This window comes from Kitasatospora sp. YST-16, assembly GCF_026802215.1.
Taxonomy (GTDB): Bacteria; Actinomycetota; Actinomycetes; order Streptomycetales; family Streptomycetaceae; genus Kitasatospora; species Kitasatospora cineracea.
On record NZ_CP113837.1, the window covers coordinates 7,555,897 to 7,576,660 of the forward strand.

Genomic DNA, 20,764 nt, shown 5'->3' on the forward strand with positions numbered 1-20,764 from the left:
GGGCCCGGGCATCCCGAATCACCCGTGTCGCCCCGCCCGGGACGGCGCCCTCTTCCGACACCGAGGAGTCGACATGTCCGACACCCGCACGTACTTCGCCCTGACCGCGCTGGCCGCCACCGTCGTGCTCGGCACCGCCGGGGTCGCGTCCGCGTCCGCCGGGGCCGAGGGCGTCGCCGCCGGCTCGCCCGGCGTCCTCTCGGGCAACCTGATCCAGGTCCCCGTGCACGTCCCGGTCAACCTGTGCGGCAACACCGTGAGCGTCATCGGCGCGCTGAACCCGGCGTTCGGCAACTCCTGCGCCAACGTGGGCTGACCCGGCACACCACCGGCGGGCCCGGAGCTCACCGGGCCCGCACGGGCCGTCCGTCCGCCTGCCCGGGCGAACCGCCCGGGCTCACCACGAGCGACCCGCCGGCCGTGCGGCACCCGGACAGGCAGACGGACCGAGGGCCCCTCCCCGACCGGGGAGGGGCCCTCGTGCGTGGCCGGTGGGTGTCAGGAGGTGGGCATCAGGACGGTGTCGACGATGTAGACGGTGGCGTTGGCGGTCTGGACGTTGCCGCACAGGACCTTGGAGTTGGTGTTGACGGTGAAGTCGGGCTGGGTGCCGGTGACGGTGAGGTCGCTGCCTTCGAGGGTCTTGTGGGTGCCGGCGAGGGCGGTGGGGGCGAGGCGGTCGGGGGTGACGTGGTAGGTGAGGACCTTGGTGAGCTTGGCCTTGTCGGCGAGCAGGGCGTCCAGGTCGGCCTTGGGGATCTTGGCGAAGGCGTCGTTGGTGGGGGCGAAGACGGTGATGTTCTGGGCGGAGTTGAGGGTGTCGACCAGGCCGGCCTGCTTGACGGCGGTGACCAGGGTGGACAGCAGGGGGTTGTTGGAGGCGGCGGTGGCGACCGGGTCCTTGGCCATGCCGGTGAAGGATCCGGCGCCGTCCTTGGGGACGGCGGCGCAGGCCGCGCCGAACGGGGCGTCGGCCATCGCCGCCGAGGCGGTGGGGCTCGACATCGCGGCGGAGCTCGCGGCGGTCGCGCCGGTGGTGGCGGAGGACGAACTCGTACCGCCACCGCTGCTGCTGCACGCGCCCAGGGTCAGGGCCAGCGCACCGGCGGCGAGCAGTGCGGTGAAGGTGCGGCGGTTGCGGGTGGATGCGGACATGGCGGAGCTCTCCTCTGTGATGGGTGAAGGCGAAGCGGGTGTTCGGCAAAGTCGGTGACGGTCCGTCAGGCGACGGCGGCGTGCACCTCGATGCGGTCGGTGCCGGGTCGGCGCCGCGGCGGGTGGTGCTGGTCGGTCACACCCGGCATTCGGCGGGCGGTGGGACGCGGATTGGTGGCAGTTTCGGTGGCAGTTCCGGAACGGGCGGGGGAGGCGGCGGAGACGGCGCCGGGGGCGGGGCGCGCGGGTGCGGCGAAGTGGTCGGGGTCGGGGGCAATCCGGGACGGCGAGTGCGACGAAGAGGGGTGGAGTCGTGTTGTCGAATCGGTGCGGTCGGGGGTTCCGGCCGCCGTGGGAGGGTTCCGTGCGGGTGGTGCAGTGGCAGGGCAGGAGCGTTGTCGGTGGGGTGGCGGGGTGAACCACGTGGTGTCGTTGGCCCCGCCGCGGCGGCCCGGGCCGGATCTGCGGGAGTTGCTGGCGCGGGTGGTGCGGGGTGACCAGGATGCGTTCGAGGCGCTCTACGACGCCGTCTCCGGGCCGGTGTTCGGGCTGGTGCGGCGGGTGGTGCGGGACGCCGCGCAGTCCGAGGAGGTCGCGCAGGAGGTGCTGCTGGAGGTGTGGCGCACCGCGGCCCGGTACCGGGCGGACCGGGGCGAGGTGCTGCCCTGGGTGCTGACCATCGCCCACCGGCGGGCCGTCGACCGGGTCCGCTCCGCCCAGGCCGCCGCCGACCGGGACCGGCGGGTCGCGGCCGCCTCGCACGGCGGCACCCCCTACGACGAGGTCGCCGAACAGGTCGAGGGACGCCTGGAGCGTGAACAGGTGCGGCGCTGCCTGCGCACCCTGACCGAACTCCAGCGGGAGTCGCTGACCCTGGCCTACTACCGCGGCTACAGCTACCCGGAGGTGGCCCAGGTGCTCGGCGCCCCGCTCGGCACCGTCAAGACCCGGATGCGGGACGCGCTGATCCGGATGCGCGACTGCCTGGGGGTGGGCGCGTGAACGCCTTCCGCCCGCACACCGCCGACCGGCGCGCCCCCGACCCGCACACCCTGACCGGGGCGTACGCCGCGCACGCGCTGGACGCCGAGGAGAACGATGCCTTCGAACGCCACCTCGAGCACTGCCCGTCCTGCGCGCAGGAGACCGCGGAGTTCGCCGCCGCCCTGGCCCGGCTCGGGGCGGCCGAGACGGCGGCCCCGCCGCCGGCGCTGAAGGACCGGGTGCTGGCCGCGCTGCCGGGCGTCCGGCAGGAGGCCCCGCGGGTCGACGGCCCCGTCCCGCCGCGCACCCGCCCGGCCCGGCTGCGGCGCCGGTTCGCCCGCCGGGCACCGGGGTTGGCGCTCGCCGCCTGCCTCGCGCTGGCCCTCGGCGCGGGCGCCCTCGCCGTCCAGCAGCACCGGGAGGCCGAACGGGCCCGCGACCGGGTTGCCGCGCTCGCCCGCCAGCAGGAGTCCGTCACCGCGCTGCTCACCGCGCCGGACGCCCGCACCGCGACCGCCGCCACCGGCGGGGGCACCGCCACCGTCGTCTGGTCCGCCACCCGCGACCGGGCCGGCCTGCTCGCCGCCGGCCTCCCCGCCCCGGGCCCCGGCCGCACCTACCAGCTCTGGTACGACGACGCGGGCACCATGCGTCCCGCCGGGCTGCTCCCCGCGGGCACCGGCACCCTGCTGCTCAGCGGCCCGCTGGACGGCGCGGCTGGCGTCGGCGTCACCCTCGAACCGGCCGGCGGCTCCCCGCACCCGACCGGCGCCCCGGTGCTGCTGCTGCCGTTCGCCTGAGCGGCCCGGCCCATCCGGCCCACCCGGCCCGGTCGACCGGACATCGGCCGGGCCGGGTGTGTCGGGTAGGGCGGGGGTGCTCCCGCGGGTAGGTTCCCGGGAGGGGCCACGGGGCGGGCCCCCACGGGGGAGGGGAGAACGCGATGGCGAACGAGGTGCCGTTCCGCGGCGCGGACCGGGAACGCCTGGCCGAACTGGCGTTGCGCGGCGCGGCCGGACTGCCGCCGGTCGAGGCGGGGGTGCGGCTGGCCTTCCAGGTCGAGGAGGTCGGCGACTGGCTGGTCGGCAACGGCTTCGTGCCGCTCGCCGAAGGGCCGGACGGCCCGTCCGCGACGGTCGACTTCCGGCGCGCGATGGACCGCCTCGGCCGCCCCCGGCAGGCCGGCCGGGCCGCCGCCCGGGACGTCCTCGGCGACCGGGCCAAAGCCGTCCTCACCGTCGCCGCCGGCCTGGCCGGGGTCCGCACCGGGCCGCTGCGCCACGCGATCGAAGGACTGACCCACCGGGAGGCCCGGCTGGTGGCCGAGGCGGTCATGCACGCGGCCGGCTTCCCGGACGCCTCCGCCGACCCCTACGGCCGGGCCGAGACGTCCGGCTGAGCCGGGGCAGCCGGCCGAGTGGGGGTGGGCAACGGCCCGGTGGGGTGGGGGAGGTGAGCGGGTCTCAGTCGTGTCGTCGGGGCGGGGAGCCCGTGCCGCCGCCGTCCGGCTGCGCCGAGGCGTCCGGCAGTGTCGGGGCGGTTGGCTGCGCCGAGATGTCTGATCGTGCGGGGGTGGGCAGCGGCCCGGCGTGGTGGCGGAGGTGAGCGGGTCTCAGTCGTGCGGTCGGGGCGGGGGGCCGTGCCGCCGTCGTCCGGCTGCGCCGAGGTGCCCGCTCGGGCGGGGGTGGGCGACGGCCCGGCGGGGTGGCGGAGGCGAGCGGGTCTCAGTCGTGCCGTCGGGGCGGGGAACCCGTGCCGCCGCCGTCCGGCTGCGCCGAGGCGTCCGGCAGTGTCGGGGCGGTTGGCTGCGCCGAGATGTCTGATCGTGCGGGGGTGGGCAACGGCCCGGCGCGGTGGGGGAGGTGAGCGTCTCAGTCGCGCCGCCGGCGGGGCGGGAGCGGTAGGAACGCGCTGGTGCGGGCCGTGTACGCGGCCCAGCCGGGGCGGTCGGAGCCGGACAGGTGGCGTTCCAGCATCGGCTTCCCGCTGCCGAAGGCCAGCAGCCAGGTCATCAGCAGCGGGCTGCCGACGAACGCCCAGCCGATCGGCGCGTCCGCGGCCAGCAGGAACAGGCCCCACCAGACGCAGGCGTCGCCGAAGTAGTTGGGGTGCCGGGTGTACCGCCACAGGCCGCGGTCCATCACCTGGCCACGGTGCGCCGGATCGGCCTTGAACCGGGCCAGTTGGGCGTCGCCGACCGCCTCGAAGAACAGGCCGACCGCCCACAGCGCCGTCCCCGCCCAGGCGGTGGGGCCGAGCGGACCGGGCAGGTACTGGGCGGCCAGCACGGGCAGCGAGACGAACCAGACCAGGGCGGCCTGCAGCAGGTAGACGATCCGCAGCGCGTACCGGGTGCGGGCCGGCCCGGCGGGGGCCCTGGCGAGCATCCGGGCGTAGCGCGGGTCCTCGGGCAGGCCGCGGGCCCGCCACCACAGGTGCGCGGACAGCCGCAGCCCCCAGAGCGCCACCAGGACGGTGGCCAGCGCCCGCCGCCCGCCGTCGCCGTACCCGGCGGAGAGCCCGCAGCCGGTCAGCGCGACGGCGGTGAACGCCAGGCCCCAGGCCGCGTCCACGCCCCGGTGGCGGCCGGTGCGCACCCCGACGGCGAACGCGCCCAGCATGACCAGCAGGGCCGCGCCCGCGGCGCAGGCCGCGCCGAGGCCGAACGCGGCGGCGTTCACCGCAGGCCGTCCCGGACCGGCGGGGACCCGGCGCCCGCCGCGGCCCCGTCCCGGCTCAGCAGCACCTGGTGGACGTTCAGGTAGCCGGAGCGGAACCCGGCCTCCGAGTACGCCAGGTACAGCTCCCACATCCGGCGGAACACCTCGTCGAAGCCCAGCGCCGCGACCTGCTCCGCCCGCCCGGTGAACCGCTCCCGCCACAGCCGCAGCGTCTCGGCGTAGTGCGGCCCGTACGCGTCCGCGGCGTCCACCCGCAGCCGGGTGTGCGCGGCGGCGGTGTCGGAGATGGCCCGCAGCGAGGGGATCTGGCCGCCCGGGAAGACGTACTTGAGGATCCAGGTGTACGTGTCGCTGCTGGCCAGCATCCGGGCGTGCGGCATGGTGATGGCCTGCAGGGCGACCCGGCCGCCGGGGGCGAGCAGCCGGTCCAGGGCGGTGAAGTAGGCGGGCCAGAACGGGCGTCCGACGGCCTCGATCATCTCGACGCTGACGATCGCGTCGAACGCGCCCCGGGCCTGCCGGTAGTCGCACAGCCGGACCTCGACCCGGTCGGACTGCCCGGCGGCGGCGATCCGGCGGCGGGCCAGCGCGAGCTGCTCGGCGGACAGGGTGAGGGTGACCACCTCGGCGCCGCGGGCGGCGGCGCGCAGGGCGAGTTCGCCCCAGCCGGTGCCGATCTCCAGCAGCCGGGTGCCGGGGCCGACCCGGGCCAGGTCCAGCAGCCGGTCGATCTTGCGGTGCTGGGCCGGGACCAGGTCGGGCCAGCGGGTGGCGGGGGAGGGGTCGGAGAACACCGCCGAGGAGTACGACATGGTCGGGTCGAGGAACAGCGCGAACAGCTCGTTCGACAGGTCGTAGTGCCGGTGGATGTTGCGCGGGGCGTTGGCGGCCGTGGACAGCTCCGCCGCCGGAGGCCGCCGCACGTACAGCCGGCGCAGCCACCCGGTGCCGGGCGGGACCAGGGTCTCGGGGCGGGCGGCCAGCGCGGTCAGCAGGCGCACCAGGTCCGGGCTGTCCCAGTCGCCCGCCTGGTAGGACTCGCCGAAGCCGATCAGGCCGCCCGTCCCGACCCGGTGCAGGAACGCCTCCGGGCGGTGCAGCCGCAGCACCGGCGCCTGCGCGGGGGACGGCAACAGCGGCCGCCCGCCCGGGAGTTCGACCCGCAGGCCGCGGCCGGCCGCCACCCGGCGCAGCAGCCGCCCGGCCACCGCGGCCCGCAGCGGGGCGTGCGGCACCCGGGCGACGTCCGGCCAGCGCGACGGGTCGACGGCGGGCGGGAACGGGACGGTGACGGTCATCGGCGGACGGCCTCTCCGGAACGGGAACGGGAACGGGGGTGGGGGCGGGGACGGGAGTCGGGACGGGGGTGGGCGGGCAGGCCGCGCAGCCACAGGCGGACGCCCTGGGCGCGGATCCGCAGGCTCACGGCGTAGGTGGCGAACGGGTGCCGGGCCGCCGCGCGCAGCAGCGCGGCCGGGCCCGCCGGGCGGCCGGTGCCGGACACCGTGGCGGTGAACGCCCGCCCGCCGGGCAGCTCCAGCGCCACCGTCAGGCGCAGCCGCTCGCCGTCCGGCTCCGGCAGCAGCAGGCGGTAGCGGCCGTCGAGCGGCAGGAACGGCGAGACGTGGAAGTCCTTGGCGGCCTCCGCGTGCCCGGCGGCGTCCGGGCGCAGCAGGTAGCGGTGGCGCTGGCCGTAGGTGTTGTGCACCTCGGCGACGGTGCACAGCGGCGCGCCCGCCGCGTCCCGGCACCAGTACACCGTCAGCGGGTTGAACACGTGCCCCAGCGAACGGGCCTGGGTCAGCATCAGCACCCGCCCGGCCGGGTCCGGGCGCAGGCCGTGCGCGGCCAGGTCGCGGGCCAGGTCCGCCCGGACGTCGGCAGTGCCGGGGTGCAGGGCGTGGTCGCGGGGCAGGAAGCGGGCCAGCGGGCGCAGCGGCCACGGCAGCCGGGGCAGGCGGTCGAGGTCGACCAGCCACAGGTAGCCGCGGTGGCGGAACACCCGGCGGGGCTCGGCCCGCACGTGCGTGGTGCGGGTCTCGTACAGCACGGCGCCCCACGGGCCGGGGAGCGCGGCGGTTGCGGTTGCGGTTGCGGTGTCGGCCTGGCCGGGCGGGGCCGGGTCCGGCGGGTGCGCGGGGTCGTTCAGGCTCACGGGGCGACCGCCGTGAGCAGGTGGCGGGCGGCGGCGAGGCCGGAGCGGCAGCCGTCCTCGTGGAAGCCCCAGCCGTGGTAGGCCCCGGCGAACGCGGTGCGGGCGGTGGTCAGTTCGGGCAGCCGGCGCTGGGCGGCGACCGTGCGGGCGGTGTACACGGGGTGCTCGTACACGGTGCGGGTGACCACCTGCCGCTCGGGCAGCGGGCTGCGGTCGTCCTCGTTCAGGGTGACCAGGTAGTCCTCCGCGCCGCCCAGCCGCAGCAGCCGGTTCAGGTGGTAGCTGACCCGGACCCGGTCGGAGGGCGCGTCGCAGTCCGGCATCCGGTAGTTCCACGAGGCGCGGGCCCAGGCCGCCCGGGGCAGCACCGAGGCGTCCCGGTGCAGCACCGTCGGGTTGCGGGAGTACTCGAACGCGCCCAGCACCTCCCGCTCGGCGCCGGTCGGGTCGGCCAGCAGCCGCAGTGCCTGGTCGGCGTGGACGGCCACCACCACGGCGTCCGCCCGGGTCCACCGCCCGTCCTCGGTGGCCACCGTGACGCCGTCCGGGTGGCGCCGCACCGCGCGCACCGGCGCGGAGCGGTGCACGGTGCCGGAGTGCGCGGCCAGGTGGCTCGCGATCCGCTCCACGTACGCGGCCGAGCCGCCGACCACGGTGCGCCAGGTCGGCGAGCCGGTGACGCTCAGCAGGCCGTGGTTGGCCAGGAACGCGAACAGGTAGCGGGCCGGGTAGTCCCCGGCCAGGTCGGGCGCGCAGGACCACACCGCGGAGACCAGCGGGGTCATGAAGTGCTGGGTGAAGTACGGGGAGAAGTCGTGCCGGGCCAGGAACGCGCGCAGGCTCTCCGACCCGCCCTCGGCCCCGTGCTCGGCCCCGCCCGCGGTTTCGTCCGCGGTCTCGTCCTCCGGGGTGGCCAGCAGGCGGCGGGCCAGGCGGTGGAAGCGCGGCACCTCGCCGAGCATCCGCAGGTACCGGCCCCGGGCCAGGTTGCCCGGGGTGGCCAGCAGCCCCGACAGGCCGCGGGCGCCCGCGTACTCCAGGCCGCAGCCCTCGCAGTGCACCGACATGCTCATGTCGCTGTCCTGCGTCCGCACGCCCAACTCGCCGAACAGGCCGACCAGTTCCGGGTACGTCCGGGTGTTGTGCACCAGGAAGCCGGTGTCCAGCGCCAGCTCCCGCCCGTCCGCCGCGGTGACCCGCTGGGTGTGCGCGTGCCCGCCCAACCGGCCGTCCGCCTCGAACAGCTCCACCGCCACGCCCGCCCGGGCCAGCGCGTACGCCGCGCTCAACCCCGCCACTCCCGCCCCCACCACGGCCACCCGCCGCCCCGGCTTCGGCCCCGGCCGACGCGACGGCGGGACGGACCCCCCGGTGGAAACGGCGCCGAGTGTCGTCACGTCGATTCTCCCCACTGCTCCCGCACTCCCGGCCGCCCGCGGCGGCCCTGTACCCGTCATTCGGAGGCCCCCGCCGCGCGGATTGCTCCGAACGGGAAGGCGCCGTCCCCGGCCGGGCCCGCCGGGTGCCCGGCCGTCGTCGTCGGGCGCTCAGTCGCCGTCCAGCACCTCGGGCAGCCGCCGCCGCGCCGCGTCCGCCAAGCGCTCGAACTCCCGGCGCAGGAAGGGCTCCGCGAGTCGCGCCAGCCCGTGGAAGCGCAGCCGGGCCCGGTAGTGGACCACCGCCCCCGCCCCGCCCGGCCCCGGCCGGACGGTGATCTCGTCGACGGCCGTGACCGTCCGGTTGCGCCCGACGAACAGCACCTGGTCCGGCCCGTGGTCCACCAGCTCGTACACCAGCTCGGTGCGCCGCCCGCGGAACACCGAGACGTTCCGCCACCGCGCCCCCGGCCCCGGGGCGCCGGTGCCGATCCGGACGCACTCCGCGGTTCCCGGGTCCCACTCGGCGGCGTGCGCGAAGTCCGCCAGGTAGTCCAGCACCTCGCCCGCCGCCCGGCGGACCGGGATCTCCCGCACCACCTCGATCACCGCTGCCTCCTCGGCCGTAGGGACGTCCGGGGGATTCGGAGCCGGTCCCGGTACGGATGGGTGGTGGCGTCAGCGGGTGGAGGTACGGGGCGGGGGCGGGCGGGGTGAAACGCTGCACCAGCGCTGCGGGTGGGCATCATCGGCCCGGCGGCGGGACGTTCGTGGGGGGAGGGGTACACGCGGTGGGCGCGGCCCGCCGCACCGAGAGGAGAACCGCCATGCACCCCCACGACGAACCGGTCGCCGACCGCCGCCTGTCCCGGATCCACCGCTTCGGCGCGGGCCTGTGCGCACTCCTGCTGCTGGCCTTCGGCGCACTCGGCCTGGCCGACGGCCTGCCCTTCTTCGGGACGCACGGCGAACACGTCGCCGGACTGTCCAGCAACGGACTGCTCAGCGTCGTCTCGATCGGCACCGCCGCCGTCCTGCTCACCGCCGCGCTGCTCGGCGGACGCGCCGCCTCCACCGTCACCATCGTGGTCGGCACGCTGTTCGTGCTGAGCGGCTTCGTCAACCTCGCCCTGCTGGAGACCTCGGCCAACCTGCTCGCCTTCCGTCTCCCGAACGTCCTGTTCAGCTTCGCCATGGGCCTGCTGATCGCCACCTTCGGGATGTACGGCCGGATCAGCGGCGGCCTCCCGCACGACAACCCGTACTGGCGCCGCCGCCACCCGGAGGCCGTCGCCACCGCCACTGCCGTCCCGGCCGTCCCGGCGGTCGGCCCCGCCGCCCGGCGGGCCGCGCTGCCCGGCGACCGGGGCTGACACCCGCACCCCCTCCCTCCCCTCGCCGAGAGGCGGCAGACCCGATGGACACCCGACTGACCCCGCGGGAGCAGCTCCTGCTCGCGGAGATCGAGCACCACCTGCGCCGGAGCGATCCCCGGCTGGACCGGCGGCTGGACCGCCCGCCCGGCCCCGCCGCCCGCCTGGCCCACCGCCCGGGCCCGCTCGTCGCGGCCGTCGCCCTGCTCGCCACCGTGACGGCCGCCGGCGCCCTGTGGGCGGGCGCCGGGGGTTCCCACCCCTGCCGGCCGTCCTGCTCGCCGCGGCGGCCGCCCTGCTGTGCGTCCTCGCGCTGCGCCGGCTCGCCCGCCTGCGGCTCGGCTGACGGGCCCGCCGCCCGCTGTCCCCGGAGCCCGCCCAGGGCTCCAGGGCTGTCCCGGGGGCGGCGTTGCACCCTGTGGTGGAACCGGGCGGGCGGGCCGTGTCCCCTGCGGGGGCGGGCAGTTGGACCGGGCGTGACAGAGCCCGCGCATACCAGCCCGCTGCCCGTGGTCCGCCTCCAGTGGGGGCTGTTGCAGCCCCTGCTGGCGGTCCTCTCGGAGGCCCGCGTCCCGCTCCGGCCGGGCGACTGGAGCAGTTGCAGCACGCCGCCACGATCGGCCCCGAGTTCGCCCACGCGCTGGCCCGGTGGATCCGCGACGCGCACACCGCCGCCGCGGCCCCCGTCCGGCGGCCGGCGGACGTCCGCGCCCTGGCCCCGCGCCCCGAACGCCCCGCCCTCGGCGGGCCCGGCCCCGCCGCCGTCGCGGACCGGCACGCCTCCTGACCGCCCGCCGCCGCCCGTACGGCCACCGGGGCGGACCACTCGAACGTCGCGGCCCGCGTAACCGTCGCGGGCCGTGGCCCGTTGAACGGAGCATGCCCGTGATCAACGAACCGCGCCGCCCGCAGGGCGGGCACCCGGTGGCGACGCCCCCGCGCGTCCCCGAACCGGCGGATCCCCACCCCCGGCCCGTCGGCCCCCGTCGAGCGGACACCAGGCCGCCGCCCAACTGCTCGGCCTGCGCGAGGTGGTCCTCCCCGCCGCCGTGGTCGCCGCCGCGGACCTGCTGCTCGGCGACGCCCTCGGCAGCGACGACCCCGTCACCCGCGAAGCCGCCGCCGCCACCCGCGGCCGCCTGCGCGCCGCCCTCGGCCTGGGGTAGCACCCGACCTGACCGTCTGACGGGTGGTCAGGAGACGTGCGAGAGCCCGGGCGGGGGGTCTCCCGGCCCGACTCCGGCACATTCGCCGGTGCCCGCGGAGTTCGCCGCGCCGTACGCGGCCGCGAGGTCGGCGTTGAGGCGGTCGATCGCGCCGTTCGCCGTGGCGACGGCCTGGGCGTCCTGCTGCTGCGCCGTGGCGAGCGCGACGTCGGCCCCGGGGGTCGCCGGTAGCCCGGCGGACCGCAGGGCGGCCTCCGCGTCCCGGACGGCCCGAGCGTCGGACCTGGCCGAGTCGAGGGCGTCCTGTTCCTGCTTCACGTCGTACGCTGCCGAGGTGGTCACGTCGTAGCCGACGTTCATCTGCGCGTCGTACGCGACCGTGACCTGGACGTTGTAGCAGTTCTCGCCGTTGCCTCCGGCGATGTCGCGGCGCTCCTGCTGCAGGTCGGCGTCGGCCTTGGCGAGGTCGTCCCGGACCGCCTTCGCGTTCGTGAACGCCTTGTTGTCCGCCTGCAGGACGCTGAGCGCCCGCTGTGCGGCGGTCTGCAGGTTCGCCTGCGAAACCTGCTGCTGCTCCCGGGTGTTGGCGGCGTCCACGGTCTGCCGCAGTTGGGAGAGCGCGGTGTTGTAGTCGGCGGCGCCGGCCCGGCGGTAGCCGACGGACCGGATGCTGCCGTCCGGCTGGACCACGTTGAGCGTGATGCCGTCGGCGGCGAGGACGCCCTGATCGGTGTGGTCGGCGATGTCGAGCGTGATCGCGCTGCCGTCGATCCGGCCGCTGAGCGGGCCGGTCCGGGTCCGCACCTTCTCGGTGGGCGGTGCGCCGTCCGCCACGGCCTCCAGCACGGTCCCGCTGAGGCCGCCGCGGCCGTCCGCCTGCCACTGGAGGTAGGTGACCCGGCCGGGGTCGGTGGTCAGGAAGCCCACGGTGCCCGGCACCGGGACCGGGGCGCCGGCGGCAGCGCTCGCGGGCGCGCCGGACGCCGCGCTGTCGCTCGCGGGTGTCCCGGACGCGGCACCGCCCGGCGCGGCCGCCCCGGGCCCGGCGGGGGACGGGCTCCCGCAGGCGGCCAGGGCGGCGGCCGCAGCTGCCAGGAGAAGGGCTGACGTGGACGGGCGGGGCATGCGAGGTTCCTCCTGGCGGGCGCTGCGCGGACCGGATCCCGGTGGGGGCACCGGCGTGCCCCCACCGCTCCACCGATCGGCCGCCGCGGGTCCCCGCGCCGGGTCGGTACTGACTGCCCGCAGTGGCGGAACGATATCCAGCACGACGGCTCGCCGTCACTCCATCCAGTCAGGGCGGGGAGACGGGTGGCTGGGGTGGGTGGGGAAGCGGGTGACCGGGGTGGGCGGGAAAACGGGTGGCCGGGGCGGGGGGCGGGGGCGGAGCATGGGGCCATGGCCAGACGTCTGATGTTCGTGCAGTTGAAGACCGGTCACGGCACCGACCGCGGGCCCTCGTGGATCGGGTGGGTGGACTTCTCGAAGACCTGGAGCACGGCGTACTTCCGGGGGCGGACGCTGCGCCGGGCCAAGGGGCTGTCCGCGGCGAACTTCCAGGACGCCGAGACCGGGGAGGAGTTCTGGCTCTCCGCGCCGAAACGGGACCGCACCGACACCCGCTACGGCCCGGCCGGCACCGAGGTCGAGCCGGAGGCCGCCGAGGTCTACCGGGCCTTCCTGGCGGGCGCCGCGCTGCCGGGGCGGGAGAACGGCTGAACGGGGGCGCCGGGCAGCCGTGCTGACGGGGCGTCGGTGCGGGCACGGGGCCGGGGCGGTGGTGCGGGTGCGCGCGCCGGGCCGCACCGGTCAGGAATCGAGAAGCCCCGGGCGGGCGGCGGGGCCTAGCGTCGGGGGTATGACAGACATCGAGAGCATCACCCTGGACGTGGCCGACCCCGCGGCGGCCGCCCGTTTCCACGCCGACGCGTTCGACCTCGGCGAGGACCGGCTGAAGGTGCGGGCCGCGGCCGAGCCGTCCGAGGGGTTCCGCGGGTTCACGCTGGCCCTGACGGTGCCGCGGCCCGCGGACGTGGACAGCTTCGTGGCGTCGGCGGTGGCCGCCGGGGCCGCGGTGCTCAAGCCCGCGGCGAAGTCGCTGTGGGGGTACGGCGCGGTGGTGCAGGCCCCGGACGGGGCGATCTGGAAGCTGGCGACCTCGGCGAAGAAGGACACCGGCCCGGCCACCCGGCGGATCGAGGAGTTCGTGCTGCTGATCGGGGTGGCGGACTTCGCGGCGACCAAGCGGTACTACGTGGATCGCGGGTTCGCGGTGGCGAAGGGCTTCGGGCGGGTGTACGCCGAGTTCGCGGCCGGGACGGGCGCGGTCAAGCTGGCCCTGTACCGCCGCCGGGCGCTGGCCAAGGACCTCGGGGTGGCCCCGGAGGGCGGCGGCTCGCACCGGTTGACCGTCAACGGCGGCGGCCCGGAGGCGTTCACCGACCCGGACGGTTTCCGCTGGGCGCCGGCCGGTGCGCGGGAGGCCGAAGGGCGGGAAACCGACGCGCGGGAGGCCGAGGGGCGGGCCGCGGCCTGAGTCGGAATCCGGCCCCGGGCTGCGGAGGGCGGTCGGGTGACGGTTATTCAGTTGCCTTCTGCGGGGGAGCGGTTAGGGTGGCCCGTCATGTCTGCGACCTCCATGGACGACCTCCTGCACCCGCCGACGACTCCCTACGACAGCGGGTTCCTGGACACCGGGGACGGGAACCGCATCTACTACGAGCAGCTCGGCGATCCCGGGGGCAAGCCCGCGCTGTACGTGCACGGCGGGCCCGGCGCGGGGGCGCCGCGGCGGGCCACCCGGGCGTGGGACCCGGCGCGCTACCGGGTGATCCGCTACGACCAGCGCAACTGCGGGCGCAGCACGCCGCACGCCAGTGACCCGGCGGCGGACATGGCGCTGAACACCACGCAGCACCTGGTCGACGACATGGAGCGGCTGCGCGAGCACCTGGGCATCGAGCGCTGGCTGCTGGACGGCGCGTCCTGGGGCTCGACGCTGATCCTGGCGTACGCGCAGCAGCACCCGGAGCGGGTGAGCGAGATCGTCATCCAGGCGGTGACCACCACCCGCCGGGCCGAGACCGACTGGCTCTACCACCGGGTGGGCGCCTTCAAGCCCGAGGCGTGGGACCGCTTCCGGGCCGCCGTCCCCGAGCACGACTGGGACGGCGACGTGTACGCCCTGCTGGCCGCCTACGCGCGGCGGATGGAGCACCCCGACCGGGCGGTGCGGGCGGCGGCCGCCGACGCGTGGCTGGCCTGGGAGGACGCGGTGATCTCGGACGAGCCGAACGGCGTCCCCGGCATGTACAGCGACCGGGAGGTGGACGACCGGATCGCGTTCGTCCGGATCTGCGCGCACTTCTTCAGCCGCGGCGCCTGGCTGGCGGAGGACCAACTGCTGCGCGGGGCGCACAGGTTGGCGGGCATCCCGGGCGTGCTGGTGCACGGCCGGTACGACATGGGCAGCCCGGTGCAGACCGCCTGGGAGCTGGCGAAGGCGTGGCCGGACGCCCGGCTGCACATCTTCGACGACTCCGGGCACATCGGGGGCGAGGCGATGCGGCGGACGGTGTTCGAGGCGCTGGAGGAGTTCAAGCTCCGCTGAGCCGGTGCCGCCCGGGTGCGTGCACGACGCGGGCCCGGGCGGCACCGGCCCGGGCGGTCACTTCTGCCAGCCGACCGAGGTGATCACGGTGCTGGCGAGGCTGCCGGCCCCGTAGTTGGCCAGGCCCTTGCGGACGGCGACGATGCTGGGGCGCTGGTAGAGCTCCAGGGTGTGCCCGAGCTCCCAGATCTTCGCGTCGGCCTGGTTGTACAGCTCGGCGGCCTGCGCCGGGTCGAGGGTGGCGGCGGCCTTGCGCAGCAGGGTGTCGATCTCGGGGGTGCTCAGCTTCGAGTAGTTGCCGAACACGTTGTCGCCCTGCGGGGCGCGGTAGATCGCCACCGTCTGGGAGAGCGGGAAGGAGTCGGTGTTGCGCCAGCTGGCCAGGTCGAACTTGCCCTGGTTGATGTACTTGGTGAAGTACTCCTTGCTGGACACCTTGTCGATGGTCAGCTTGACGCCGACCTGCTGGAGCATGTTCTGCGCGGCGGAGGCCAGGTCGGTCTGCGCCTGGTTGGAGCCGTCGCTCAGCACGTAGTGCAGCTCCAGCGGCTGCCCGTCCTTGCTGCGGGTGCCGCCGGCGTCCTTCCAACCCGCCTCGTCCAGCCACTTCTTCGCGGTGGCCGGGTCGTAGGAGGCCCAGTCGGCGGAGTTGTTCCGGTACCCGTTCTGGTTGGTCATGAACAGGTGGTTGTCCAGCGGCTTGAACTCCACCGGGACGCCCTTGTTGGCGATCTTGATCAGCGAGGCGCGGTCCAGCGCCCGGCCGAGCGCCTGGCGGACCTTCTGGTCGGCGAGCGGGCCGTTGCCGCCGAAGGAGATGTGCACCTCGTCCCAGGGGTGCCGGTGCGGATCGCCGCGTCGGGGGCGTCCTTGAGCTGGCCGTAGGAGGCCGCGCTGCCCGCCGAGGCCAGGTCGACCTCGTTGTTCAGGAACGCCTGGGTGATCGCGGCGGGGTCCAGCACCCGGTAGGTGATCCGGTCCAGCTTGGGCTTGGGGCCCCACCAGCGCGGGTTGGGGGTGAGGGTGATGGTCTGCGCGGTCTTGTCGGCGTTCGAGACCACGAACGGGCCGCCGAAGACCGGGGTCTTCTCCACCCAGCCCTCGTTGAAGTCCTGCGGGGCGGAGAGCCCGGAGGCGGGCAGCAGCGGGTTGAACAGGTTCTGCCAGTCGGCGTACGGCTCGGCGAAGGTGACCTTGACCTCGCTCGCGTCCGCGCCCTGCTCGACGGCGGATATCTGCTCGTAGCCGGAGGGGTCGGCGATGTTGTACGCCGGGTCCTTGCCGTTGGACGCCTTCCAGACCGCCGCGAAGTCGCGGTAGCCGATCGGGGTGCCGTCCGACCAGGCCGCCTTCGGGTTGAGCTTGTACGTCACCACCTGCGGCGAGGTGGAGGTGACCTCGGCGGAGGCCAGGTAGGCGGGGTCGGGGTGGTAGACGCCCTTGGCGTCGACCCGGAAGAGCTTGGCCTCCACGTAGCCCATGATCTCCACCGCGTCCCCGTACCTGCCGTCGACCTGGTACGGGTTCCACTGGGTGATCCACTGCTGGAGCGGGAGGCGCAGTTCGCCGCCGTCCTTGAGGTTCTCCGGCGGCTGCGGGTTGTTGTCCTCGGCGTCCACGGTGGGCGCCACGGTCTTGGCCACGTCGCCGCCGGAGCCGCCGGAGGAGCTGCAGGCGGTCGCGGCGAGCAGGACGGCGAGGGTCGCCGCGGCGGTGCGGCCGAGCCGGCGGGCGGCGCGGCCCCGGCCGGGGGCGGCGGCCGGGCCGGGGACGGTGGCCCGGGCGGACGTGGCGGACGGTGTGCGCATCGGCGGAGTCCTCGGATTTCGAAGAGTCGGGGGCCGCCAGGTGTGGCGGCGCTTGATGGTGGGCAGCCAAGTCGGTGCCGACGCGCCGAACGTAACAGCCCGTCAGCCACCCCACCAGGGGTGCGTGCGCAGAACTGATCGAAACGAAACGCGGCGCAACACCACCGCAACACCCCGTCCGCACCCGTCTGATCAGCTGTGACCAGCGGGTTCACCGGACCGGACGGACCCGCCGACGCGGCGGGCTCTGGACGGGCCGCCCGGAGTGGCGTACAACTGCTGCGCGAAAGTGCGTCAAACCCCGTACGAGCGAAGGCAAATGACCATGTTCCCCAGGTGTGCGAACCACACCGGAGGCACGCCGTGACGCGATACCTCGCGGGGCGGCTCGGCTACTACGCCGCCCTGCTCACCGCAGCGGTGTTCCTGTCGTACGCCCTCACCGCCACCGCCCTCGGCCCCCGCGCCTACTTCGAGGCCAAGCAGCCGCGCCCCGCCGCGGCCGCCGTCGACCGCCAGCTCACCGCGCTCAACCTCAACGACCGCACCCCCGTGGTCGAACGCTTCGGCACCTGGGCGAACGGACTGCTGCACGGCGACCTCGGCCGCACCATCCACGGCACCGACGTCAACGACGAGTTCGGCCGCCGGATCTGGGTCTCGCTGCGGCTGCTGCTGGTCGGCAGCCTGCTCGGCATGCTGCTCGGCGTCGCCGCCGGGGCGTGGAGCGCGGTGCGCCAGTACCGGCTCTCCGACCGGCTGCTCACCGTGCTCTCCTTCGTGCTGCTCTCCACCCCGGTCTTCCTGCTCGCCCTGCTGCTCAAGAACGGCGCGATCGCCGCCAAGGACGCCGCCGGGCACGAGGTGGTCCCGTTCACCGGCTACGAGACGCCCAACCTGGCCGGCGGACTCGGCACCCACCTCGCCGACTGGGCGCTGCACCTGCTGCTGCCCACCCTCTCGCTCGCCCTCGGCGGCCTGGCCACCTACAGCCGCTACCAGCGCGCCACCATGCTCGACGTGCTCGGCGCCGACTACCTGCGCACCGCCGAGGCCAAGGGGCTCACCCGCGGCCGGGCCCTGCTCAAGCACGGCCTGCGCACCGCGATCATCCCGATGACCACCATGTTCGCCTACGCCTTCCTCGGCCTGTTCACCGGCGCCGCCTTCACCGAGACCATCTTCGGCTGGCACGGCATGGGGGAGTGGTTCATCCAGGCCGTCAACGAACAGGACGTCAACTCGGTGGTCGCGGTCAACCTGTTCGCCGCCGTGGTCGTCCTCGCCGCCGGCTTCCTCGCCGACGCCCTGCACGCCGCGCTCGACCCCGGGTGAGGACCGCATGACCGCCGAACTCACCGCACTCACCGCGCAGTCGGCCGGCGAAGCGCCCGCACCGCGCGGACGGCTGCGGCTGGCCGCCGCCCGGCTGGCCGGCTCGCGCGGCGCCGTGGCCGGGCTGGTCGTACTGGTGCTGCTGTTCCTGCTGGCCTTCGCCGGGCCCTACCTGACGCCCTGGGACTACGCCGCGCCCGACTACGCCAGCCTGCGCCAACCCCCCTCCGCCGCCCACTGGTTCGGCACCAACGGGCTCGGCCAGGACGTGTTCGCGCAGACCGTCCGGGGCCTGCAGAAGTCGCTGGTGATCGGCCTGCTGGTGGCGGTCCTCTCCACCGGGCTGGCCTCGCTGGTCGGGGCCTGCGCCGGGTACTTCGGCGGCTGGACCGACCGGGTGCTGACCTTCCTGGTCGACCTGCTGCTGATCTTCCCGGCCTTCCTGGTGATCGCCGTCCTCTCGCCCCGGCTGCGCGGCAGCGGCTGGATCGCCTTCGTGCTGCTGCTCGCCGTCTTCAACTGGATGATCACCGCCCGGGTGGTCCGCTCGATGACCCGCTCGCTGCGCGAGCGCGAATTCGTCGCCGCCGCCCGCTACATGGGCGTCGGACCGTTCCGGATCATCTGGCGGCACGTGCTGCCGAACGTCTCCTCCTTCCTGATCATCGACGCCACCGTCACCGTCGGCGGCGCCGTGATGAGCGAGGCCGCGCTCTCCTACTTCGGCTTCGGCGTCCGCCCGCCCGACGTCTCGCTCGGCACCCTGCTGGCCGCCGGCGCGAGCGACGCCCCGGTCTTCCCCTGGCTGTTCTACTTCGCCGCCGGACTGCTGGTGCTGTTCGTGCTCGCCGTCAACCTGGTCGGCGACGGCCTGCGCGACGCCCTCGACCCGACGGCCGCCGCCGGACGCCACCGCACCCGGCGCCGTCGTTCCACCACCCCCGCCCGCCGGAGCACCCCGTGACCACCCCGCCGACCGCCCTGCCGACCACTCAGCCGTCCGCCCCGCTGCTCGCCGTCCGCGACCTCACCGTCGACTTCGGCGGCCACCCGGCCGTCCGCGGCGTCGACCTCGAACTGCACCGGGGCGAGACGCTCGGACTGGTCGGCGAGTCCGGCTCCGGCAAGTCCGTCACCGCGCTCGCCGTGCTCGGCCTGCTGCCCGCCACCGCCCGCACCGGCGGCTCGGTCCGCCTCGACGGCCGCGAACTGCTCGGCCTGCCCGCCCGGCAGCTCGCCGCCGTCCGCGGCCGCCGGATCGCCATGGTCTTCCAGGACCCGCTCTCCGCGTTCACCCCCGTCCACCGGATCGGCGACCAACTCGCCGAAGCCGTCCGGGTCCACCAGGACCTCGGCCGGGCCGCCGCCCGCAAGCGCGCCACCGATCTGCTCGACCTGGTCGGCATCCCCGACCCGGCCCGCGCCCTGGACGCCTTCCCGCACGAGTTCTCCGGCGGCATGCGGCAACGCGCCATGATCGCCATGGCGGTGGCCAACGACCCCGACGTGCTGCTCGCCGACGAGCCCACCACCGCCCTCGACGTCACCATCCAGGCCCAGGTCCTCGAAGTGCTGCGCACCGCCCAGCGCGAGACCGGCGCCGCCCTCGTCCTGGTCAGCCACGACCTCGGGGTGATCGCCGGCAGCGCCGACCGGGTCGCCGTCATGTACGCCGGACGGATCGTCGAGACCGCCCCCGTCGACGACCTGTTCGCCACCCCCCGGCACCCCTACACGCTCGGCCTGATCGGCGCCGTCCCCCGCCTCGACGGCCCCGGCCGCGCCCTGGTCCCGATCCCCGGCGCCCCGCCCGCCACCGGCGAACCCCCCACCCCGGGCTGCGCGTTCGCCGCCCGCTGCCCGCTCGTCGAGGACCGCTGCCACCAGGACGAACCCCCGCTGACCGCCCTCGCCGGGCCCGCGCCGTCCGGGCCCCCGGCGGCCGTACCCGCCGACGGCGCCGCACCGCCCGGCCCCGCCGCGCACCTCGCCGCCTGCGTGCGCGCCGCGCACCTCGCCGCCGTCCGGCCCGCCCCCGCCGAGGTGTACCCCGTCCCGGAGCTGCCCGCCGCCGCCGTGCGCCCGCGCGCCGAACGCCCGGACGTGCTCACCGTCCGCGGCCTCACCCGCAGCTTCCCGCAGCGCCGCGGCGGCCTGCTGCGCCGCCGCGCCGGCGAGGTGCACGCCGTCGACGGGGTGGACCTCGACATCCGGCAGGGCGAGACGCTCGGGCTGGTCGGCGAGTCCGGCTCCGGCAAGTCCACCACCCTGTACGAGATCCTGCGGCTGGCGGCCCCGCAGGGCGGCCGGATCGAACTGCTCGGCCAGGACACCGCCGCCCTCGACCGGGCCGCCGCCCGGCGGCTGCGCTCCCGGGTGCAGATCGTCTTCCAGGACCCGGCGGCCTCGCTCGACCCCCGGATGCCGATCGGCGACGTGCTCGCCGAACCGCTGCTCGCCCAGCGCACCCCCGCCGCCGAGGCCCGCCGCCGGGTGCCCGAACTGCTGCGCCAGGTCGGCCTCGACCCCGCGCACGCCGACCGCTACCCGCACGAGTTCTCCGGCGGCCAGCGCCAGCGGATCTCCATCGCCCGCGCCCTCGCCGTCCGCCCCGACCTGCTGGCCCTGGACGAGCCGGTCTCCGCCCTCGACGTCTCCGTCCAGGCGGGCGTGCTCAACCTGCTCCAACGGCTGAAGGCCGAACTCGGCCTCGCCTACCTGTTCGTCTCGCACGACCTGTCCGTGGTGCGCCACCTGGCCGACCGGGTCGCCGTCATGTACCTCGGCCGCACCGTCGAGACCGGCGCCGCCGACCGGGTCTTCACCCACCCCCGCCACCCCTACACCCGGGCCCTGCTCGCCGCCGTCCCCCGCCCCGAACCCGTCGCCGAACGCACCCGCCCCCGCCACCTGCTGGCCGGCGACCCGCCCTCGCCCACCACCCGCCACCCCGGCTGCCCCTTCCGCGCCCGCTGCCCCGTCCAGCCCACCCTCACCCCCGCCCAACGCGACCGCTGCGCCACCGAGCCACCCCCCGCCCTGCCCGCGGCCCCGGGCGTCGACCACACCGCGGCCTGCCACTACCCGGACTGAGACCGGGCCCCGGACGCGGTCGGCGTCC

General features: G+C 75.8%; 22 protein-coding genes and 1 pseudogene. 14 read left to right on the forward strand and 9 right to left on the reverse strand.

Annotation, left to right across the window (positions count from 1 at the left end):
- The first annotated feature begins 73 nt into the window (after positions 1-73).
- Positions 74-316 (forward strand): chaplin, encoded by a 243-nt coding sequence (locus OU787_RS33975; RefSeq protein ID WP_030464079.1) that lies wholly within the window; start codon positions 74-76, stop codon positions 314-316.
- Positions 317-498: 182 nt separating this feature from the next.
- Here the strand turns inward: OU787_RS33975 and OU787_RS33980 are convergent, their stop codons facing one another.
- A complete protein-coding gene (locus tag OU787_RS33980) occupies positions 499-1,155 on the reverse strand; it encodes a fasciclin domain-containing protein (protein ID WP_268661728.1) in 657 nt (218 codons plus the stop codon).
- A 414-nt stretch (positions 1,156-1,569) separates the two neighbouring features.
- Between OU787_RS33980 and sigK the strand changes: the two genes are divergently transcribed.
- From sigK to OU787_RS33995, 3 genes are all read left to right on the forward strand, one after another.
- Positions 1,570-2,157, forward strand: a complete 588-nt coding sequence (gene sigK, locus OU787_RS33985; protein WP_051818208.1) for an ECF RNA polymerase sigma factor SigK — start codon at positions 1,570-1,572, stop codon at positions 2,155-2,157.
- Positions 2,154-2,939 carry an anti-sigma factor gene (locus OU787_RS33990; protein WP_268661729.1) on the forward strand — a complete coding sequence of 262 codons (786 nt, stop codon included), beginning with the start codon at positions 2,154-2,156 and terminating at the stop codon, positions 2,937-2,939. The genes sigK and OU787_RS33990 overlap by 4 nt, the downstream gene beginning before the upstream one ends.
- 143 nt (positions 2,940-3,082) lie before the next feature.
- Positions 3,083-3,538, forward strand: a complete 456-nt coding sequence (locus OU787_RS33995; protein WP_030464463.1) for a hypothetical protein — start codon at positions 3,083-3,085, stop codon at positions 3,536-3,538.
- 472 nt (positions 3,539-4,010) lie between these two features.
- On the opposite strand, the gene OU787_RS34000 is transcribed toward OU787_RS33995, so the two are convergent.
- The 5 genes from OU787_RS34000 to OU787_RS34020 form a co-directional block, all read right to left on the reverse strand.
- Entirely contained in the window at positions 4,011-4,760 is a 750-nt protein-coding gene (locus OU787_RS34000) for a DUF1295 domain-containing protein (protein ID WP_268661768.1), read from the reverse strand.
- Between the two features lie 56 nt (positions 4,761-4,816).
- Positions 4,817-6,118 carry an SAM-dependent methyltransferase gene (locus OU787_RS34005; protein ID WP_268661730.1) on the reverse strand — a complete coding sequence of 434 codons (1,302 nt, stop codon included), beginning with the start codon at positions 6,116-6,118 and terminating at the stop codon, positions 4,817-4,819.
- Entirely contained in the window at positions 6,115-6,870 is a 756-nt protein-coding gene (locus OU787_RS34010; RefSeq protein WP_268661767.1) for a DUF1365 domain-containing protein, read from the reverse strand. Before OU787_RS34010 ends, OU787_RS34005 begins: the two co-directional genes overlap by 4 nt.
- A 101-nt stretch (positions 6,871-6,971) precedes the next feature.
- Positions 6,972-8,294 (reverse strand): NAD(P)/FAD-dependent oxidoreductase, encoded by a 1,323-nt coding sequence (locus OU787_RS34015; RefSeq protein WP_268658109.1) that lies wholly within the window; start codon positions 8,292-8,294, stop codon positions 6,972-6,974.
- A gap of 228 nt (positions 8,295-8,522) precedes the next feature.
- The gene (locus OU787_RS34020; RefSeq protein ID WP_268658108.1) at positions 8,523-8,960 is read right to left on the reverse strand and encodes an SRPBCC family protein; all 438 of its coding nucleotides are present in this window, start codon (positions 8,958-8,960) and stop codon (positions 8,523-8,525) included.
- 218 nt (positions 8,961-9,178) lie between these two features.
- On the opposite strand from OU787_RS34020, the gene OU787_RS34025 reads away from it, so the two are divergent.
- The 4 genes and pseudogenes from OU787_RS34025 (at position 9,179) to OU787_RS34035 (ending at position 10,890) form a co-directional block, all read left to right on the forward strand.
- The gene (locus OU787_RS34025; protein ID WP_268658107.1) at positions 9,179-9,724 is read left to right on the forward strand and encodes a DUF4383 domain-containing protein; all 546 of its coding nucleotides are present in this window, start codon (positions 9,179-9,181) and stop codon (positions 9,722-9,724) included.
- Between the two features lie 44 nt (positions 9,725-9,768).
- Positions 9,769-9,909: pseudogene (locus OU787_RS34950) on the forward strand (DUF3040 domain-containing protein); the annotation flags it as partial.
- Positions 9,910-10,322: 413 nt separating this feature from the next.
- Entirely contained in the window at positions 10,323-10,511 is a 189-nt protein-coding gene (locus OU787_RS34030) for a hypothetical protein (RefSeq protein WP_268658105.1), read from the forward strand.
- A gap of 244 nt (positions 10,512-10,755) precedes the next feature.
- Positions 10,756-10,890 (forward strand): hypothetical protein, encoded by a 135-nt coding sequence (locus OU787_RS34035; RefSeq protein WP_268661731.1) that lies wholly within the window; start codon positions 10,756-10,758, stop codon positions 10,888-10,890.
- 27 nt (positions 10,891-10,917) lie between these two features.
- Here the strand turns inward: OU787_RS34035 and OU787_RS34040 are convergent, their stop codons facing one another.
- Positions 10,918-12,015, reverse strand: a complete 1,098-nt coding sequence (locus OU787_RS34040) for a hypothetical protein (protein ID WP_268658104.1) — start codon at positions 12,013-12,015, stop codon at positions 10,918-10,920.
- 273 nt (positions 12,016-12,288) lie between these two features.
- Here OU787_RS34040 and OU787_RS34045 point away from each other — a divergent pair, with 273 nt between their 5' ends.
- The 3 genes from OU787_RS34045 to pip all read left to right on the forward strand — a co-directional run bounded on the left by OU787_RS34045 (position 12,289) and on the right by pip (position 14,500).
- Positions 12,289-12,609, forward strand: a complete 321-nt coding sequence (locus OU787_RS34045; protein WP_030464148.1) for a hypothetical protein — start codon at positions 12,289-12,291, stop codon at positions 12,607-12,609.
- A gap of 139 nt (positions 12,610-12,748) precedes the next feature.
- Positions 12,749-13,426: a glyoxalase gene (locus OU787_RS34050; RefSeq protein WP_268658103.1), complete on the forward strand. Its 678-nt coding sequence runs from the start codon at positions 12,749-12,751 to the stop codon at positions 13,424-13,426.
- A 102-nt stretch (positions 13,427-13,528) separates the two neighbouring features.
- Entirely contained in the window at positions 13,529-14,500 is a 972-nt protein-coding gene (gene pip, locus OU787_RS34055; RefSeq protein ID WP_268661766.1) for a prolyl aminopeptidase, read from the forward strand.
- Between the two features lie 57 nt (positions 14,501-14,557).
- Here the strand turns inward: pip and OU787_RS34060 are convergent, their stop codons facing one another.
- Together OU787_RS34060 and OU787_RS34065 are read right to left on the reverse strand one after the other, a co-directional pair.
- Entirely contained in the window at positions 14,558-15,325 is a 768-nt protein-coding gene (locus OU787_RS34060; protein ID WP_268661732.1) for an ABC transporter substrate-binding protein, read from the reverse strand.
- The gene (locus OU787_RS34065) at positions 15,238-16,308 is read right to left on the reverse strand and encodes an ABC transporter substrate-binding protein (protein ID WP_268661733.1); all 1,071 of its coding nucleotides are present in this window, start codon (positions 16,306-16,308) and stop codon (positions 15,238-15,240) included. The genes OU787_RS34060 and OU787_RS34065 overlap by 88 nt, the downstream gene beginning before the upstream one ends.
- 363 nt (positions 16,309-16,671) lie before the next feature.
- On the opposite strand from OU787_RS34065, the gene OU787_RS34070 reads away from it, so the two are divergent.
- Genes OU787_RS34070 through OU787_RS34080 form a run of 3 tightly spaced genes read left to right on the forward strand, consistent with a single transcriptional unit; the run spans position 16,672 to position 20,736 of the window.
- Entirely contained in the window at positions 16,672-17,643 is a 972-nt protein-coding gene (locus OU787_RS34070) for an ABC transporter permease (protein WP_268658101.1), read from the forward strand.
- Positions 17,644-17,650: 7 nt separating this feature from the next.
- Positions 17,651-18,607 carry an ABC transporter permease gene (locus tag OU787_RS34075; RefSeq protein WP_268658100.1) on the forward strand — a complete coding sequence of 319 codons (957 nt, stop codon included), beginning with the start codon at positions 17,651-17,653 and terminating at the stop codon, positions 18,605-18,607.
- Positions 18,604-20,736: a dipeptide ABC transporter ATP-binding protein gene (locus OU787_RS34080; protein WP_268658099.1), complete on the forward strand. Its 2,133-nt coding sequence runs from the start codon at positions 18,604-18,606 to the stop codon at positions 20,734-20,736. Before OU787_RS34075 ends, OU787_RS34080 begins: the two co-directional genes overlap by 4 nt.
- Positions 20,737-20,764: the final 28 nt, after the last annotated feature.